The 15,809-nt window shown below is 73.2% G+C and carries 12 protein-coding genes and 1 riboswitch; of the genes, 2 read left to right on the top strand and 10 right to left on the bottom strand.

Translation table 11 applies throughout. The features are described from left to right. The first annotated feature begins 84 nt into the window (after positions 1 to 84). Positions 85 to 3,132: a BTAD domain-containing putative transcriptional regulator gene (locus tag ACFQ79_RS10385; RefSeq protein WP_383581089.1), complete on the top strand. Its 3,048-nt coding sequence runs from the start codon at positions 85 to 87 to the stop codon at positions 3,130 to 3,132. A 155-nt stretch (positions 3,133 to 3,287) separates the two neighbouring features. On the opposite strand, the gene ACFQ79_RS10380 is transcribed toward ACFQ79_RS10385, so the two are convergent. From ACFQ79_RS10380 to ACFQ79_RS10355, 6 genes are all read right to left on the bottom strand, one after another. After that, complete coding sequence (locus tag ACFQ79_RS10380; RefSeq protein WP_383581086.1) at positions 3,288 to 3,761, bottom strand: hypothetical protein; 474 nt, start codon at positions 3,759 to 3,761, stop codon at positions 3,288 to 3,290. 170 nt (positions 3,762 to 3,931) lie between these two features. Beyond that, complete coding sequence (locus ACFQ79_RS10375; protein ID WP_383581083.1) at positions 3,932 to 4,366, bottom strand: hypothetical protein; 435 nt, start codon at positions 4,364 to 4,366, stop codon at positions 3,932 to 3,934. A gap of 103 nt (positions 4,367 to 4,469) precedes the next feature. After that, a complete protein-coding gene (locus ACFQ79_RS10370) occupies positions 4,470 to 5,117 on the bottom strand; it encodes a thymidine kinase (protein WP_383581080.1) in 648 nt (215 codons plus the stop codon). A 68-nt stretch (positions 5,118 to 5,185) separates the two neighbouring features. Then, complete coding sequence (locus ACFQ79_RS10365) at positions 5,186 to 6,391, bottom strand: alkaline phosphatase family protein (protein WP_383581076.1); 1,206 nt, start codon at positions 6,389 to 6,391, stop codon at positions 5,186 to 5,188. Next, on the bottom strand, positions 6,391 to 6,987 hold the full coding sequence (locus ACFQ79_RS10360) for a DUF5998 family protein (RefSeq protein WP_030325407.1): 597 nt from the start codon (positions 6,985 to 6,987) through the stop codon (positions 6,391 to 6,393). The genes ACFQ79_RS10365 and ACFQ79_RS10360 overlap by 1 nt, the downstream gene beginning before the upstream one ends. A 40-nt stretch (positions 6,988 to 7,027) precedes the next feature. Next, positions 7,028 to 10,261, bottom strand: coding sequence for a GNAT family N-acetyltransferase (locus ACFQ79_RS10355; protein ID WP_383581073.1), 3,234 nt, complete (start codon positions 10,259 to 10,261; stop codon positions 7,028 to 7,030). A gap of 243 nt (positions 10,262 to 10,504) precedes the next feature. Here ACFQ79_RS10355 and ACFQ79_RS10350 point away from each other — a divergent pair, with 243 nt between their 5' ends. Beyond that, positions 10,505 to 10,786, top strand: a complete 282-nt coding sequence (locus ACFQ79_RS10350) for an HPr family phosphocarrier protein (RefSeq protein WP_015036698.1) — start codon at positions 10,505 to 10,507, stop codon at positions 10,784 to 10,786. A 143-nt stretch (positions 10,787 to 10,929) separates the two neighbouring features. Here ACFQ79_RS10350 and ACFQ79_RS10345 read toward each other — a convergent pair whose 3' ends face one another. The 4 genes from ACFQ79_RS10345 to ACFQ79_RS10330 form a co-directional block, all read right to left on the bottom strand. Beyond that, positions 10,930 to 11,613, bottom strand: a complete 684-nt coding sequence (locus ACFQ79_RS10345) for a GntR family transcriptional regulator (protein ID WP_383581070.1) — start codon at positions 11,611 to 11,613, stop codon at positions 10,930 to 10,932. A gap of 229 nt (positions 11,614 to 11,842) precedes the next feature. Further along, positions 11,843 to 12,613 carry a M23 family metallopeptidase gene (locus tag ACFQ79_RS10340; RefSeq protein ID WP_383581067.1) on the bottom strand — a complete coding sequence of 257 codons (771 nt, stop codon included), beginning with the start codon at positions 12,611 to 12,613 and terminating at the stop codon, positions 11,843 to 11,845. 12 nt (positions 12,614 to 12,625) lie between these two features. Continuing rightward, a riboswitch (cyclic di-AMP (ydaO/yuaA leader) is annotated at positions 12,626 to 12,791 on the bottom strand. Between the two features lie 200 nt (positions 12,792 to 12,991). Further along, complete coding sequence (locus ACFQ79_RS10335; RefSeq protein WP_383581129.1) at positions 12,992 to 14,359, bottom strand: M16 family metallopeptidase; 1,368 nt, start codon at positions 14,357 to 14,359, stop codon at positions 12,992 to 12,994. A 26-nt stretch (positions 14,360 to 14,385) separates the two neighbouring features. Further along, complete coding sequence (locus ACFQ79_RS10330) at positions 14,386 to 15,744, bottom strand: M16 family metallopeptidase (RefSeq protein ID WP_383581065.1); 1,359 nt, start codon at positions 15,742 to 15,744, stop codon at positions 14,386 to 14,388. Positions 15,745 to 15,809 lie beyond the last annotated feature (65 nt).

Below are 15,809 nucleotides of genomic sequence, written 5' to 3'. Positions count from 1 at the left end.
CCCGGGGGTCACGGGAACGGGCTAGGATCCGCAATCACCGGCGCCGAGGGCGTGGACGGGAGACCTGGGGGGGTGCTCGCGGCAATGACCGCTGCCGAGGAGCAATCGCTGAGATTCAACGTGCTGGGCCCCCTCGAGGGCTGGGCCGACGGTTCCCGGCTGAGGCTGGGGGGTCTCATCCAGGAACGCGTGCTCGGTACGCTGCTCCTGGAGCCGGGACGGGTGCTGACGATCGGCCGGCTGGTGGAGTCGGCCTGGGCCGAGGACCCGCCGGCGACCGCCTCGCACCAGGTCCGCAAGGCGGTCGCGGATCTGCGCCGGCGCATCCCCGCGGGCAGCGAGGTCATCGTCACCGACGGCCCCGGATACCGGGTGGTGCTCGCTCCGGAGCAGCTCGACCTGACGGAGTTCGGGAATCTTGTGAAATCGGCCCGGGACGCCCCGGGCGAGGGCCGGGCGGCCGACGCGGTGGAATCCCTGCGCCGTGCCCTCGGCCTCTGGCGGGGACCGATCCTGTCGGGGGCGGGCGGCCCGGTGATCGAGGCGGCGGCCACCGCGCTCGAGGAGCGCAGGCTCGCCGCCGCGGAGCAGCTCTTCGATCTCCGCCTCGGTCTGGGCGAGACGGCGGAACTCGTCGTCGATCTGCGGGATCTGGTGCAGGCGCATCCCCTGCACGAGTCGCTGCGCGCCCAGTTGATGCTCGCCCTGTACCGCTCGGGGCGGCAGGCCGAGGCGCTCGAGGAGTACAGCCGGGTCCGCGAACTCCTGGTGGAGGAGCTGGGCGTCGACCCGGGCCCCCGGCTCACCAGGGTGTACGAGGGGATCCTCCGCGACAGTCCGGAGCTGGCCGCCCCCGCTCCCCCGCCCGTCGCTGCCCCGGTCGCCGTGCCGGAGGCCGCGCCCGCCGAGGCACCGTGCACCCTGCCGTACGACCTGGCGGACTTCACCGGCCGCGGCGACGAACTGCGGGAGCTGCTCGACTCGGCCGGGCGGGACTGCGCGCGGCATTCCCGGATCGTGGCCCTGGACGGCATGGGCGGCAGCGGCAAGACCTCGCTCGCCGTGCACGCGGCGCACTCGCTGGCCGCCGAGTTCCCCGACGGCCAGCTCTACATCGACCTGCGCGGCTACACGCCCGGCGAGCAGCCGGTGACCGCCGGCGGAGCGCTCGACAGTCTGTTACGCGCCCTGGGCGTGCCGGGCGCGCGCATCCCGGAGGACCTCGCGGGCCGTACGGCACTGTGGCGGTCGACCGTCACCGGGAAGCGGCTGCTGCTGCTCCTCGACAACGCCGCCGACGCCGACGGCGTACGCCCGCTGCTGCCGACCACACCGGGCTGCCTGGTCCTCGTCACCAGCCGGGCCCGGCTGGTGGACCTCGACTCGGCGCAGTGGATCTCGATCGACGTGATGTCGCCGGCGGAGTGCGCGGCCCTGATGGCGGAGACGCTGGGCGAGCGGCGGTACGCGGCGGAGCCGGAGGCGGCGGCCGAGCTGGCCCGGCTGTGCGGCCGTCTTCCCCTGGCGCTGCGGATCGCGACCGCCCGGCTGCGCAACAGGCCCCGCTGGACGCTTCGTTACCTGGCCGACCGGTTGCGGGACGAGACGCGCCGGCTGGACGAGCTGAGTTCGGGGCAGCGCAGCGTCGCCGCCACCCTGCGTCTGTCGTACCAGGCCCTGGAGCAGGACTGCCGTACCGCGTTCCGCAGCCTGGCCCTGCATCCCGGCGGCGACCTCGACGTGTACGCGGCGGCCGCTCTCCTGGAGACCGATCCGGCCGACGCCGAGGACATCCTCGAACTCCTGCTGGACGTCCATCTGTTGCAGCAGCCCGAGATCGGTCTGTACACCTTCCACGATCTGGTGCGCAGCTTCGCGCAGAGCCTCAGGTCGACGGCGACGGAGGAGGACGACTCCGCGTCGACGCGCCGGCTGCTCGACTACTACCTGGCGGCGACGGAGTCGGCCTGTCAGGTGATGTTCCCGGGCCGGCGCCGCATTCCCACCGAGGTGGCGGAGGTGGAGGACGCGGACGCGTGGCTCGCGCGGCTGCCGCGGTTCCCGGGGAGCGAGCAGGCCGAGCAGTGGTTCGCGCGGGAGCAGGGGTCGCTCCTCGGCGCGGTGGGCCTGGCCGACCGGCTCGGACATGATCGCCACACCGTGTTCCTGAGCCGCAACCTGGCCTTCCAGCTCAGCGCGCGGGGCCAGTTGGAGGAGTTCCGCTCGATGGGGCTCCTGGCGGTGGCCGCCGCGCGTCGCCTCGGCGAACTGCCGCTGCTGGGGGTGAGCCTGTCCAATCTGGGCGTGGCGTGCTGGAAGCTGGGCCGCTTCGCCGAGGGCATCGAGGTGGCCACGGAGGGCCGGGACGTCGCCGAACGGCTCGGGGACGTCCAGACGCTGGCCCACAGCGAGGGCGCCCTCGGCCAGCTCAACAGTCTCCTCGGCCGGTTCCCGCAGGCGCTGTCCCATCTGGAGAAGTCGATCGCGCACCAGCGGGAGCTGGGCGCCAGCCGGGCGGAGGCCGAGAGCCTCACCCTGCTCAGCACCCTCTACGAGCAGTGGGGGCGGCACGAGGAGGCGGCGTCGGCGGCCCGTCGGGCGATCGCGCTCTGCGACGAACTGGGGCAGCACGAGAACAAGTTGGTGGCCTTCACGGACCTGGCGTTCGCCCATGCCTGCCTCGGTGACAACGAGGCCGCCGACACGTGTCTCGCACGGGCCAGGGCGCTCTGCACCGAGAACAGCGACCCGGGGCAGGTGGCCCTCGCCCTCGCGCTGCTCGCGGAGGTCGCCCAGCGTCTCGGCCGGGACGATCAGGCCGTCCGGTACGCGGACCGGGCCATGGAAACCATCGGGCCAAACGTTTCTCCACTGCGCCGGGCCAAGGTCGAGAACACCGTCGGCCGCTACCTCTACAAGCGCAAGGAGTACGTGGCGGCGCTCGGTCTGCACGAGAGCGCCCACGTGGTGGCGCACTCCCTCGACTTCCGCATCGAGATGGCCTACGCCCTGTCCGGCATGGCCCGCGCCCAGGCCGCCCTCGGCCTCTCGGAGGAGGCGGCGCGCAACGAACGCTCGGCGGAGGAGCTGTTCGGCGAGATGGGCGTTCCGGCGGAACGCCGTCGTAGCTGACGTCACCGAGCCGGCCGGCAGGGCCGAGGCCGAGACGTGGCCGGCGTACCGGGGGAGTCAGGCACACCGTGGCCTGCGTACCGGCGGGAATCTGGCCGACGTGGCCTGTGTACCGGCGGGAATCGGGCGCGACGTGGCCTGCGTACCGGCGGGAATCAGGCGGCGAGGACGCTCTGACCGCCGGCGACGGGCGCGCCCTTGCCGATCACCGTGGGGCCCTGGTCGTCGGTGGCACCGGCCTGGACGATCCGGGACCCGATGACGGTCGGACCCTGGTCGTCGGTCGCACCGGCCTGGACCACTCCGCCCTTGCCGATGACCGTCGGGCCCTGGTCGTCCGTGGCACCGGCCTGGACGACGCCGCCCTTCCCGATGACGGTCGGCCCCTGGTCGTCGGTGGCACCGGCCCGGACGATCCGGGACCCGATGACGGTCGGCCCCTGGTCGTCGGTCGCACCGGCCCGGACCACCCCGCCCTTGCCGATCACCGTCGGGCCCTGGTCGTCGGCCTGGACCTGCACGCCGACCGGCCGGCTCTGCTCGTGACCCGCCTCGACCGTGACCCCGAGCCCGAGGGCGAGAGCGGCGGCGACGACGATCCCGGCGAATCCAGTCGACTTGCGTCCCATGGCCATATCCCCTTTACGTGGTTTTCTCCGGTTCTGCTTCCCGACACCACGTACTCTCCGGTGACCCGTTCCCGGACCGTTCCCGAGCCGATACCGCCTTCCGGCACGGCACGGGAACGCACCCGGGAACGCCAGGTCAGCCCGGGTACAGCCGTTCTGAGGAATCCCGCTCAGCCAGGCGCCCCCGCCCCCGGCTCCCTTGCGAACACGGTCGCGCCGCCGCCCAGCCGGCAACTGACCACCCGTGGCCCCCGCCGCGTGAGGACCACGGTGGTACACACCCGCCCGGATCCGATGTCCGCCAGATCGAGCAGCGCGCGCACGGTCGCGCGCAGCGCGGCGACCTCTTCCTCGTCGGGCCCGGCACGGTCGGGCGGAGGCTGGCCGGGGCCGCGCAGCGCCCTGATGTCCACCACGGTGTGCATGCTGTTGTCGCTGACGGTCTCGACGGTGAACTCGGGCCCGTCCCAGGACCCCTCTCCGTCCGTACGGGCATCCGGCAGGCCCGCGCGTTCACCCTCGACCGACCGCTCGATGGCGGACAGCTCCTGAAGGATGTGGCGCAGCCCCTCGGCCACGTCGATCCGGTCCGGGGGATGTTTCATCGAAAGACTCCTCCTGCAGAGAACTACTCCGCCAGAGTCGAGCGCCCCGATACCGTTTCTCTCCCGCTCCGGTCCCGCCGTACGGACCGGGCCCCGCGAGGGCTCAGCCGTTGACCGGCAGCACGTCCGGGGAGAGGGCCCCGGCCTGGGCCGAGGCGGAGGTCATCCGGCGCCGGTGATGGCGTCGGCACAGCACCTCGTAACCGATCTCCTCGGCCGGGCGGTTCACGTCGCCGACGACGACCTGCTCGCCCTCCACGACCATCTCGCCGCCCACCGTGCGGGCGTTGTGCGTGGCGCGGGCGCCGCACCAGCACAGCGCCTCGACCTGGAGCTGCTCGAGGCGGTCCGCCAGCTCGATGAGCCGCTGCGAGCCGGGGAAGAGCTTGGTCCTGAAGTCGGTGGTGATGCCGAAGGCGAAGACGTCGAGCCCGAGGTCGTCGACGACCCGGGCGAGCTGGTCGATCTGCTCCGGTGCGAGGAACTGGGCCTCGTCGACGATCACGTAGTCGGCCTTGCCGCCCTGGGAGAGCTGGGTGACGAGGTACGCGTACAGGTCCATGCCCTCCGGCGCCTCGACCGCCTCCGTCACCAGGCCGAGCCGGGAGGAGAGCTTGCCCTCGCCCGCCCGGTCGTCACGGGTGAAGATCACGCCCTGCAGCCCTCGCGCGTCACGGTTGTGGGCGATCTGGAGTGCCAGGGTGCTCTTCCCGCAGTCCATGGTTCCGGAGAAGAAGACCAGCTCGGGCATGACGGGACGGGGACCTTTCAGGGCGTGGAGGGGGGAAGGGTGTCCGGGGGGCCGGAGTTCCGGAGGGTTCAGGAGCGGACTTCGAGCAGCGGGACGAGCTGCTCCGCAGGGGTCATGGACCCGTGCATGCCGGCCATCGCGGACTCGTGGGGCTCGTTCACGGAGGCGGTGATCGCCACGTCGTCGTGGGCCGCGGCGACGACGTCGCCGATCCGCCCGTACACGCGCTCGTCGATCTCGTCCCCGAACCAGCCGAGCGAGATCGCCTCGTCGCGGCTCGCGACCCAGAACTGCTCGCCGATCACCTCGCGCCAGCAGGTGAGGACGTCCGCCTCGGCGCCGGGCACGGCGTAGACGTGCCGGGCGCGCCCCTCGCCGCCGAGGAGGGCGACGCCCGCGCGGAGCTCCCAGTCCTCGTCGAAGTCGATGCGGTGCTGCTCGTCGAAGGGGATGTCGACCATGCCGTGGTCGGCCGTGACGTACAGCGCCGAGCGGGGCGGCAGCTGCTCGGCGAGCCGCTGTACGAGCCGGTCGACGAACATCAGCTGGCCGCGCCAGGCGTCGGAGTCGATGCCGAAGCGGTGTCCGGCGCCGTCGAGCTCGCTGTAGTACGTGTAGACGAGCGAGCGGTCGCCCGCGGCGAGCTGCTCGGCGGCGAAGTCCATCCGCTCCTCGCCGGAGAGCCGGCCGTGGAACGTGCCGCCGCTGAGCGCGACCTTGGTGAGCGGGGTCTGCTCGAAGATCGGGGAGGACACCTGGGCGGTGTGGATCCCGGCCTCGTGGGCGAGCCGGAAGACGGTGGGGTACGGCTGCCAGACGTGCGGCGCGGTCCACGGCTTCCAGCGGAGCTGGTTCATCAGCTCGCCGGTGTCGGGGTTGCGCACGGTGTAGCCGGGCAGCCCGTGCGTACCGGGGTAGCGGCCGGTGCCGACGGAGGCGAGCGAGGTCGCCGTGGTGGCGGGGAAGCCGGCGGTGATCGGGCGGCCGGTGCCGCCGCGCGAGGAGCCGAGGAGCGAGGTCAGATAGGGGGCCTCGTCCGGGTGGGCCTTGATCTGCTCCCAGCCGAGCCCGTCGATGAGGAAGACGCAGTTCCGGTCGGCCGGGGAGAGCTCGGCGATCCGGGCCTCGCACCCGGGCACGCCCTGACCTGCGACGAGCGTGGGCAGCACGTCGCCGAGGGAGCCGAAGGTGTACTCGGGGACCGGCGCGGTGTCCGGGGCGAGCGGAACCGGGTCGTCGGGCCAGCCGTGGGCCACGGCGGTCGGCTGCACCATCAGCGCGTGGGGGCGGCGGTGGCCGCGATGGCTTCGGACAGGGCCTGGGCGAAGACGAGGGTCTGCCGGACGGTGTCCGGGCCGTCCCCGGCCTCGCTCACCCGGAGGCTGAGGTCGTCCGCGGTGGCGTTGCCCGTGTAGCCGTGGTCGGCGTCGCAGTTGGCGTCGCCGCAGGCGGCGGGCTCCAGGTCGATGCGGGAGACGGCACCCCAGCCGATGGTGAGGACCACCTCGCGGGGCAGCGTGCCCGGGGTGTACGACTCCGGGTTGGCGACGACACGACTGACGACGACCGACGAGATCCGGTCGAGCTTCACGGACTCGGTGGACGTCGTGGCGTACGGCGTCGGGGAGCTGGTGTCGGCGGCCTGCTCGTCGGTGTGGCTGACGATGAAGCGGTGCGGCGTCAGGACGAGGACGGTGACGTGGCGCCGGACCTCGTTGGCGTCGAACGTGGTCTCCTGGTGCACGACGTACGACGCGACGGCCTCGCCGCCGACAGCGGCCTCCACCGCCTCGGCCACGAGGGCCGGGTAGTAGCCGCTGCGCTCGATCGCCGCGCGCAGCCCCTGGGTCGTCGTACCGGTCTTCGCCATGGACTCCATCCTACGGGGCTGTGGGCCCCTCTCAGGCCCTTCAGTAGCTCGGCAGGCTGCGCGGGCCGAGGTCGGTGCGGGGCGGCGGCGGGGCCAGCCGGACGGTGGCGCCGAGGACGGACAGTCCGCGCGGTGCCACGACCACCGGCTCCAGGGAGACGGCGACCACCTCGGGGTGGTCGTCGACCAGCCGGGAGACCCGGAGCAGGACCTCTTCGAGGGCCGGGGTGTCCACGGGGGCGGAGCCGCGCCAGCCGAAGAGCAGCGGGGCGGTGCGGAGGGAACGGACCAGCTCGGCGACGTCCCGGTCGGTGGCCGGTACCAGCCGGTGGGCCGTGTCGCCGAGCAGCTCGGACGCGGCGCCCGCGAGGCCGAAGGAGAGGACGGCGCCGACGGCCGGGTCGATCGCGGAACGGACGACGGTGTCGACCCCGCGGGGCACCATCGCCTGGACGACCGGCTGGAGCTCCTCGGGCTTGCCGAGGACCTCGGTCAGCTCGGCGTAGGCCGTGCGGAGCTGTTCCTCGGACGCCAGATCGAGCCGTACGCCCCCGAGGTCGGGGCGGTGGCGGAGGTGGGGCGCGGTCGTCTTGAGGGCGACCGGGTAGCCGAGCCGGCCGGCGGCCTCGACGGCGGCGTCGGGGGTGGGCGCGGGCAGCGTGGGCAGCACGGCGATGCCGTAGCGGGCGAGCAGCTCTCCGGCCTGCGCGGTGTCGAGGGTCACACCGCGCGGGTCGGCGTCGTCGCCGCCGAGCACCCGCTCGATGAGCGCGGCGGCCCCCGGCTCGTCGATGTCCTCGTACTCGGGCACCCGCCCGGGTTCGGCGGCCTGCCGCCGCCACTGCCCGTACCGCACGGCCTCGGCCAGCGCCCGCACCGCCCGCTCGGCGGCGGGGTAGGAGGGGATGGTGGCGGGCGGGACGGGTCCGGGCGAGGGCGCGGGCGCCGGGTCGCCGTCTCCGGCGACGATCCCGGTTCCGGTTCCGGTCCCGGTCCCGGCCCCGACCTCGGCCCCGGTCCCGTACGCGGGGGCCGGTGCCGCCGCGGACGGGGACGCTCCCGGAACGCCGGGGGCGGACACGGCGGGCGCGGACACGGCGCCGCTCGTCCCCGGGCCGGCCGTCCCGTGGCCTGCTGCGCCGGGCTCGGGCCGACGGCCGGCGGCGCCGGACTCGCGCCCGGTCCCGGGGACGGGGGGCTCGGTCCCGGAGACGGCCGCGCGGGTCCCGGGCCGGAGGCCGGTGGGCTCGGCCCCGGGGCCGGTCCCGGGGACGGTCCCAGGGCCGAAGGGCATGGCGGACACGGCGGGCTCGGCCCCCGGTGCGGCCGGGAGTCCGGTCGGCCGGGGTCCCGGGGCGGCGGCCGCGCCCCGTCCCGGTGCCGTCGGGCGCGTGCTCGTGGCCACCGCGAGGGCCTCCGCGAGGCCGCCCATCTCCACGTGGACGACGACGACCGGCTTCGTCGGGGCCTGCGCGGAGGCGACGGCCTCGCGGAGGGAGGCCGCGAGGACCTCTCCGTCGCCGAACTCGGTGGCGCCGTTCTCCCCGACCCACGGGATCGCGTTCACGACGACCGCGTCGGAGGTCTCGTCCGCGAGCGCCGCCACGAGGGCGTCCCGGAAGTCCGCAGGTTCCGCCGCCGTGGTGAGGTCGAGCGGCCGCAGCGGGCGCAGCCCCTCCGTCAGGCAGGCGTCGTACGTGAGGAGGCCGAGGGACTCGGAGTTGCCGAGGATCGCGACCCGGGGCCCGGCGGGCAGCGGCTGGGCGGCGAGCAGCACTCCGGCGTCCACCAGCTCGGTGACGGTGTCGACGCGGATGACGCCGGCCTGGCGGAGCAGCGCGGAGACCGTGGCGTGCGGGATGCGGGTGACCGGCACGCGGTGGCCGGGCGGCGCGCTGCCGCTGTGCCGGGCGCCCTTGACGACGACGACCGGCTTGACGGCGGCGGTGCGGCGCGCGAGCCGGGTGAACTTCCGGGGGTTGCCGATCGACTCCAGGTAGAGCAGGACGACGTCGGTACCGGGATCGTCGTACCAGTGCTGGAGGAAGTCGTTGCCGGAGACGTCGGCGCGGTTGCCCGCCGAGATGAAGGAGGAGAGCCCGGCGCCCCGCCGGTGCAGACCGGCGAGGAGGGCGATGCCGATGGCGCCGGACTGGGTGAAGAGCCCGATCCGCCCGGCGGCCGGCATCTGCGGGGCGAGGGAGGCGTTGAGCCGGACGTCGGCGGCGGTGTTGATGATCCCGAAGGCGTTGGGCCCGATGATCCTCATGCCGTACGAGCGGGCCTGCCGGACCAGCTGGCGCTGCCGCTCGCGCCCGTCGGCCCCGCTCTCGGCGTATCCGGCGGAGAGGACGACCAGGCCCTGGACGCCGTGCTCGCCGCAGTCGGCGACGACTTCCGGCACCCGTTCGGCGGGGACGGCGACGATCGCGAGGTCGACGGGTTCACCGATGGCCGCGACGGAGGCGTGGGCGGGGACGCCGTCGAACTCGGCGGGCCCGTCGCTCCCGGCGAGCGCGGCGTTGACCGCGTACACACGTCCGGTGTACCCGGCCCCGAGGAGGTTGCGGAGAACGGTCCTGCCGACACCGCCGGGTGCCCGCCCCGCGCCCACGACGGCCACGGACCGGGGGGTGAGGAGGCGCTGCACGGAGCGGGCCTCGGCCCGCTGCTCCCGCGCGCGCTGCACGGCGAGGGAGCGGTCGGTGGGTTCGAGGTCGAGGTGGAGCCGTACGGACCCGTCCTCGAAGCTGCGCTTCTGGGTGTAGCCCGCATCCGTGAACACCTTGATCATCTTGGTGTTGGCGGGGAGCACCTCGGCGGCGAAACGCCGGATGTCCCGCTCGCGCGCGACGGCCGCGATGTGTTCGAGCAGGGCGGAGGCGACGCCGCGTCCCTGGTGGGCGTCCTGGACGAGGAAGGCGACCTCGGCCTCGTCGGCCGGGGCGGAGGCGGGCAGGCCACGGTCGTTGATGCGGTCGTAGCGCACGGTGGCGATGAACTCGCCGCCCACCGTCGCCGCGAGGCCGACCCGGTCCACGAAGTCGTGGTGGGTGAAGCGGTGCACGTCCTTGGCGGACAGCCGCGGGTAGGGGGCGAAGAAGCGGTAGTACTTCGACTCGTCCGAGACCTGTTCGTAGAAGCTGACGAGGCGGTCCGCGTCGTCGGCCGTGATGGGCCGGATGCGCGCGGTGCCGCCGTCGCGGAGCACCACGTCCGCTTCCCAGTGGTCGGGGTAGTCGTGCTCCGGCAGCTGGTCCGACGCGCTCTGCATGGGGTCAGCCTACGGCCGCGGCACGGTGGTGGCACGGGTCGCGACACGGTGATGACACCGGCCGCGACACGGCCGCGACACCGCTCGCGCGGCGGGGGTCCGCCGTGCAAGGTAGGGAGCGCACCGCGCACGGTGAGGGAGGGCCGAACGGCGGTCCGATCCGGGCCGAAGGTCGGCGCGAGCACGCAGCATCCCGTGAGAGACTGGTCTAGACAACCCGCTTGAGACTTGAAGGGCAACACCATGGCTGAGCGCCGCGTCAACGTCGGCTGGGCCGAGGGCCTCCACGCCCGCCCCGCGTCCATCTTCGTCCGTGCCGCCACGGCTTCCGGCGTTCCGGTGACGATCGCCAAGTCCGACGGCACCCCGGTGAACGCCGCCTCCATGCTCGCGGTGCTCGGCCTGGGCGCGCAGGGCGGCGAGGAGATCGTGCTCGCTTCGGAGGCCGACGGCGCCGAGGCCGCTCTGGACCGTCTGGCGAAGCTGGTCGCCGAGGGTCTGGACGAGCTTCCCGAGACCGTCTGATCCGGGTCGCCCCCTCTGTACGACGAAAGGCCGCCATCGCCGGAATTCCGGCGGTGGCGGCCTTTCGCTTTTACACTGCCCCTCTTTTCGGGCAGCACGAAGCAGCGGCGCCGAATTGCTATTCCATGTATACGATGCGCGCGTTAATTCCGGGAACTCGCCGTGTTGACTGCATGTTGCGAAACCCTCACACGGCCGCGGTCCGGCCTCTTGAGACGGTGCAACGACTGCGAGCGCTCCGCGTGCAGCGCGGTCAGCGTCCGCGCCCGCTCGGCGTCGCCGCGCGCCACCGCGTCCACGATCGCACCGTGCTCGGCCCAGGCGTCCACCGGCCGCTCGGGCTGCTCGACCGCGTACATCCAGGCGATCTTGTGCCGCAGCTGGGTCAACAGCGCCGTCAGGGCCGGGCTGCCGGAGGCCTGCGCGAGGGTCTCGTGGAACCAGCCGCCGAGTGAGCGCAGATCCTCGCCCTGCCCGCGCCTGGCCCGCTCCTGCCCCAGCCTGACCAGGCCGCGCAGCACCTTGAGATGGGCCTCCGTGCGCCGCTGGGCGGCGCGGGCCGCCCCCAGCGGTTCGAGCAGCGCCCGCATGTCGAGCAGATCGGCGGCCTCCTGGTCGGTGGGCTCGGCGACATGCGCCCCGGCGTGGCGGCGGGAGACGACGAAGCCCTCGGACTCCAGGGTGCGCAGGGCCTCGCGGACCGGGACGCGGGACACCCCGTACCGGCGGGCCAGCTGGTCCTCGGTCAGCCGGCTGCCCCGCTCGAAGACGCCGGAGACGATGTCGTCCCGGATCGCCGTGCATACCGAGTGCGCGGGAATGCGCATGTCCGACCTCCGCCTTTGGTCTGCGCGAGTCAATTCCGACGGCGCCTGTTCTGCGCCCGATCTGCGACTCTATTGCAGCACGCCGGAATTTCCGATGCCCCGGCGGAATATCGATGTCCCGCGGCCGACGAAAAGCCCCGGCTCTGTACGAGCCGGGGCTTTTGCGATGCGGGGGGGGGCGGCGGCGGAACCGCCGGCCCCGCGCGAGGGCGTCCTGGACCGTCCTGGATCAGACGTTGACGCCGCGGGCGCGCAGGTACGAGACCGGGTTGATGTCGGAGCCGTACTCGGACGTCGTCCGCGCCTCGAAGTGGAGGTGCGGGCCGGTCGAGTTCCCGGTCGAGCCCGAGATGCCTATCCGCTCACCCGGCTCGACGGTCTGGCCGACGGAGACCCCGATGGAGGAGAGGTGCCCGTACTGGGTGTACGTGCCGTCGTTCATCCGGATGACGATGTTGTTGCCGTACGCGCCGCCCCAGCCGGCCTCGACGACGGTGCCCGAGCCGACGGAGACGACGCTGCTGCCGTAGGAGGCGTGGAAGTCGATGCCGGAGTGGCTGCCGGAGGACCACAGCGAGCCGCCGGTCTGGTAGCCGGTGGACACGTACGTGCCCTCGACGGGCAGCTGGAAGGAGGCCAGACGACGACGCTCGGCCTCACGGGCCGCACGCTGCTCGGCCTCGCGGATCTCCTTGGCGCGGGCCTCGGCCTTGCGCTTCGCCTCGGCCTTGGCCTTCGCCTTGGCGGCGACCTCGAAGGCCTCCTGCTCCTGGGCGGCGGCCTGGGCGTCGATCCGCTCGGCGAGGGAGTCCTCGGTGATCACCTTGATGAGACCGGTGTCCTCGAGCGAGCGGTTGTCCGTGTCGGCGGCGAGCGCCGGGGAAGCGAGGGTTCCGATGACGCCGGTGGTGGCGAGCGTCGCCGCGCCGGCGATGCCCACGCCGCGGCGCGCCATCCGGCTCGGAGCACGATGCTTCCCGGTGGCACGGGTGAACGCCATGTAGGGGCTGATCCTTTCCTTCCCTCTCGCCTACCGGGTTAGCTGACGGGTTCGGAGCAGGAAGGTCTCCTACGAGCCCCTCCGTACGAGACGAAGGCGCCCGATTCACCCCAGGGACTACGCGTGGGTCCCCGGCTCCCCAGGCTCGCGCCTGACGGGGACTCGGCGATGTCTGTCCGATGCCGCGGGTGCGGCACGTGCAACTGACGAACAGACGCACCGACGCTATGCGGATCGTCTTTCAATCACCAACCGGACACGCATTTTGTAAGACATGCCACAGGGCATACAGCCACCCTTAACCTCAATACGGACAAAGGGGAGGACCCCGACGAACTGCGCCGTCGGGGCCCTCTCTTGCCGTGTCCGCGGTGTGAATCAGCCGGTCACGACGGTCACTTCGCCGATCCCGAGCGCGCGCACCGGCTCCGCGATCTGCGCCGCGTCGCCGACGAGCACGGTGACGAGCCGGTCCACGGGGAAGGCGCTGACCACGGCCGCGGTCGCCTCGACCGTGCCGGTCTCGGCCAGCCGGGCGTACAACTGGGCCTGGTAGTCGTCCGGGAGGTGCTGCTCGACCTGGTCGGAGAGCGTCCCGGCGACGGAGGCGGCGGTCTCGTACTTGAGCGGCGCGACCCCCACCAGGTTCTGCACGGCCGTCTCCCGCTCGGCGTCGGTGAGCCCCTCCGCGGCCAGCTTCCGCAGCACCTTCCACAGGTCGTCAAGAGCGGGACCGGTGTTGGGCGTGTCGACGGAACCGCTGATGGCGAGCATCGAGGCGCCGTTCCCCCGGCCGTCCGAGCGGAGCACCTGCCCGAAGGCGCGCACGCCGTACGTGTAGCCCTTCTCCTCCCGCAGGACCCGGTCGAGCCGCGAGGTGAGCGTGCCGCCGAGGCAGTACGTGCCCAGGACCTGGGCCGGCCAGACGCTGTCGTGGCGGTCGGGTCCGACCCGGCCGATCAGCAACTGGGTCTGGACGGCGCCGGGACGGTCCACGATGACGACCCGTCCGGTGTCGTCGGCGGTGATCGGCGGCATCGGGAGCGGCTCGGCCGGCTCGCCGGTCCAGGCGCCCAGGGTCTCGGCGAGGACCTTGTCCAGGTCGACACCAATGAGGTCGCCGACGACCACGGCGGTGGCCGTGGCCGGCCGGACGTACGCCTCGTAGAAGGCGCGGACCGCGGCGGCGTCGATCGCCTCGACGGTCTCCTCGGTGCCCTGGCGCGGCCGGGACATCCGGGCCTCGGCCGGGAAGAGCTCCTTGGAGAGCTGCTTGGCGGCGCGGCGGGCCGGGTTGGCCGTCTCGTGCGGGATCTCGTCGAGGCGGTTGCGCACCAGGCGCTCGACCTCGGTCTCGAGGAACGCCGGCGCGATCAGGGCCTCGGAGACGAGACCGAGCGCCTTGGGCAGCCGGGAGACGGGAACCTCCAGGGAGACCCGTACGCCCGGGTGGTCGGCGTGCGCGTCGAGCGTGGCGCCGCAGCGCTCCAGCTCGGCCGCGAACTCCTCGGCGCTCTGCTGGTCCGTGCCCTCGAAGAGCGCGCGGGCCATGATGGTGGCGACACCGTCGAGACCGGCGGGCTCGGCGTCCAGCGGGGCCGGCAGGAAGATCTCCACGGCCACGACCTGCTGGCCGGGGCGGTGACTGGTGAGCACCGTCAGGCCGTTGTCCAGGGCGCCGCGGTCCGGGGCCGGGAAGGCCCAGGGCCGGGCGGTGCCGGGCCTCGGCTGCGGGTGGAAGTCCATGCTCGTCAAAGACGCGGCGGCGTCGCTCACTGGTCCGCTCCCTCTTCCTCGTCGTCGCCGTCGGCGTTCTCGCTCTGCTCGGTCGCCAGCGGCTCGTAGACCAGCACCGCGCGGTTGTCGGGGCGCAGCGTGGCCGCGGCGACGTCCCGCACCTCGTCGGCGGTGATCGCCAGGACGCGGTCGACGGCGGTCAGCGCGAGCTGCGGGTCGCCGAACAGCACGGCGAACCGGCACAGTTCGTCGGCGCGGCCCGCGACGGTGCCGAGCCGGTCGAGCCACTCGCGCTCCAACTGGGCCTGCGCGCGCTCCATCTCCTCGGGCGTGGGGCCCTCGGCGGCGAACCGGGCGAGTTCCTCGTCGACGGCCGCCTCGATCTGCGGGACCTCGACCCCGCCGGAGGTCTTGACGTCCAGCCAGCCGAGCGAGGGCGCGCCCGCGAGCCGCAGCATGCCGAAGCCGGCGGCGACGGCCGTGCGGTCGCGGCGGACCAGGCGGTTGTGCAGCCGGGAGGACTCGCCGCCGCCGAGGACCGTCAGGGCCAGGTCGGCGGCGTCGCACGCGCGCGTGCCGTCGTGCGGCAGCCGGTAGGCGGCCATCAGCGCGCGGGCCGGGACCTCCTCCTCGACGACCTCGCGCAGCTGCTCGCCGATGACCTCGGGCAGGTCGCCGGAGCGCGGTGCGGGCTTGCCGTCGTGGCCCGGGATGGATCCGAAGTACTTCTCGACCCAGGCGAGGGTCGTCTCCGGGTCGATGTCCCCGACGACCGAGAGCACGGCGTTGTTCGGGGCGTAGTACGTGCGGAAGAAGTTCCGCGCGTCCTCCAGGGTGGCCGCGTCCAGGTCGGCCATCGACCCGATCGGCGTGTGGTGGTACGGGTGCCCCTCCGGGTAGGCCAGGGCGGTCAGCTTCTCGAAGGCCGTGCCGTACGGCACGTTGTCGTAGCGCTGGCGGCGCTCGTTCTTGACGACGTCCCGCTGGTTCTCCATGGACTCGTCGTCCAGGGCGGCGAGCAGCGAGCCCATGCGGTCGGCCTCCAGCCAGAGCGCGAGCTCCAGCTGGTGCGTGGGCATGGTCTCGAAGTAGTTGGTGCGCTCGAAGCTCGTCGTGCCGTTGAGCGAGCCGCCGGCGCCCTGCACGAGCTCGAAGTGCCCGTTCCCCTGGACCTGCTTCGAGCCCTGGAACATCAGGTGCTCGAAGAGGTGAGCGAGGCCCGTGCGGCCCGGGACCTCGTGCCGCGAGCCGACGTCGTACCAGAGGCAGACCGCGGCGACCGGGGTCAGGTGGTCCTCCGAGAGCACCACGCGCAGGCCGTTCGCCAACCGGTGCTCGGTCGCTGTCAGGCCGCCGGAGCCGGCCTCGGCCGTGGCCGTGTGACCCATGGGCATGTACGTCCCTTCGATCGCGATGTGAAAAAGTCCTGCCACTGTATGCAAGCGCGCCGACACCTGGC

It is taken from the genome of Streptomyces sp. NPDC056480 (assembly GCF_042795405.1).
Lineage (GTDB): Bacteria > Actinomycetota > Actinomycetes > Streptomycetales > Streptomycetaceae > Streptomyces.
The sequence above is the reverse complement of the archived record's forward strand: the minus strand, read 5'-3'. Positions and strand labels throughout refer to the sequence as shown.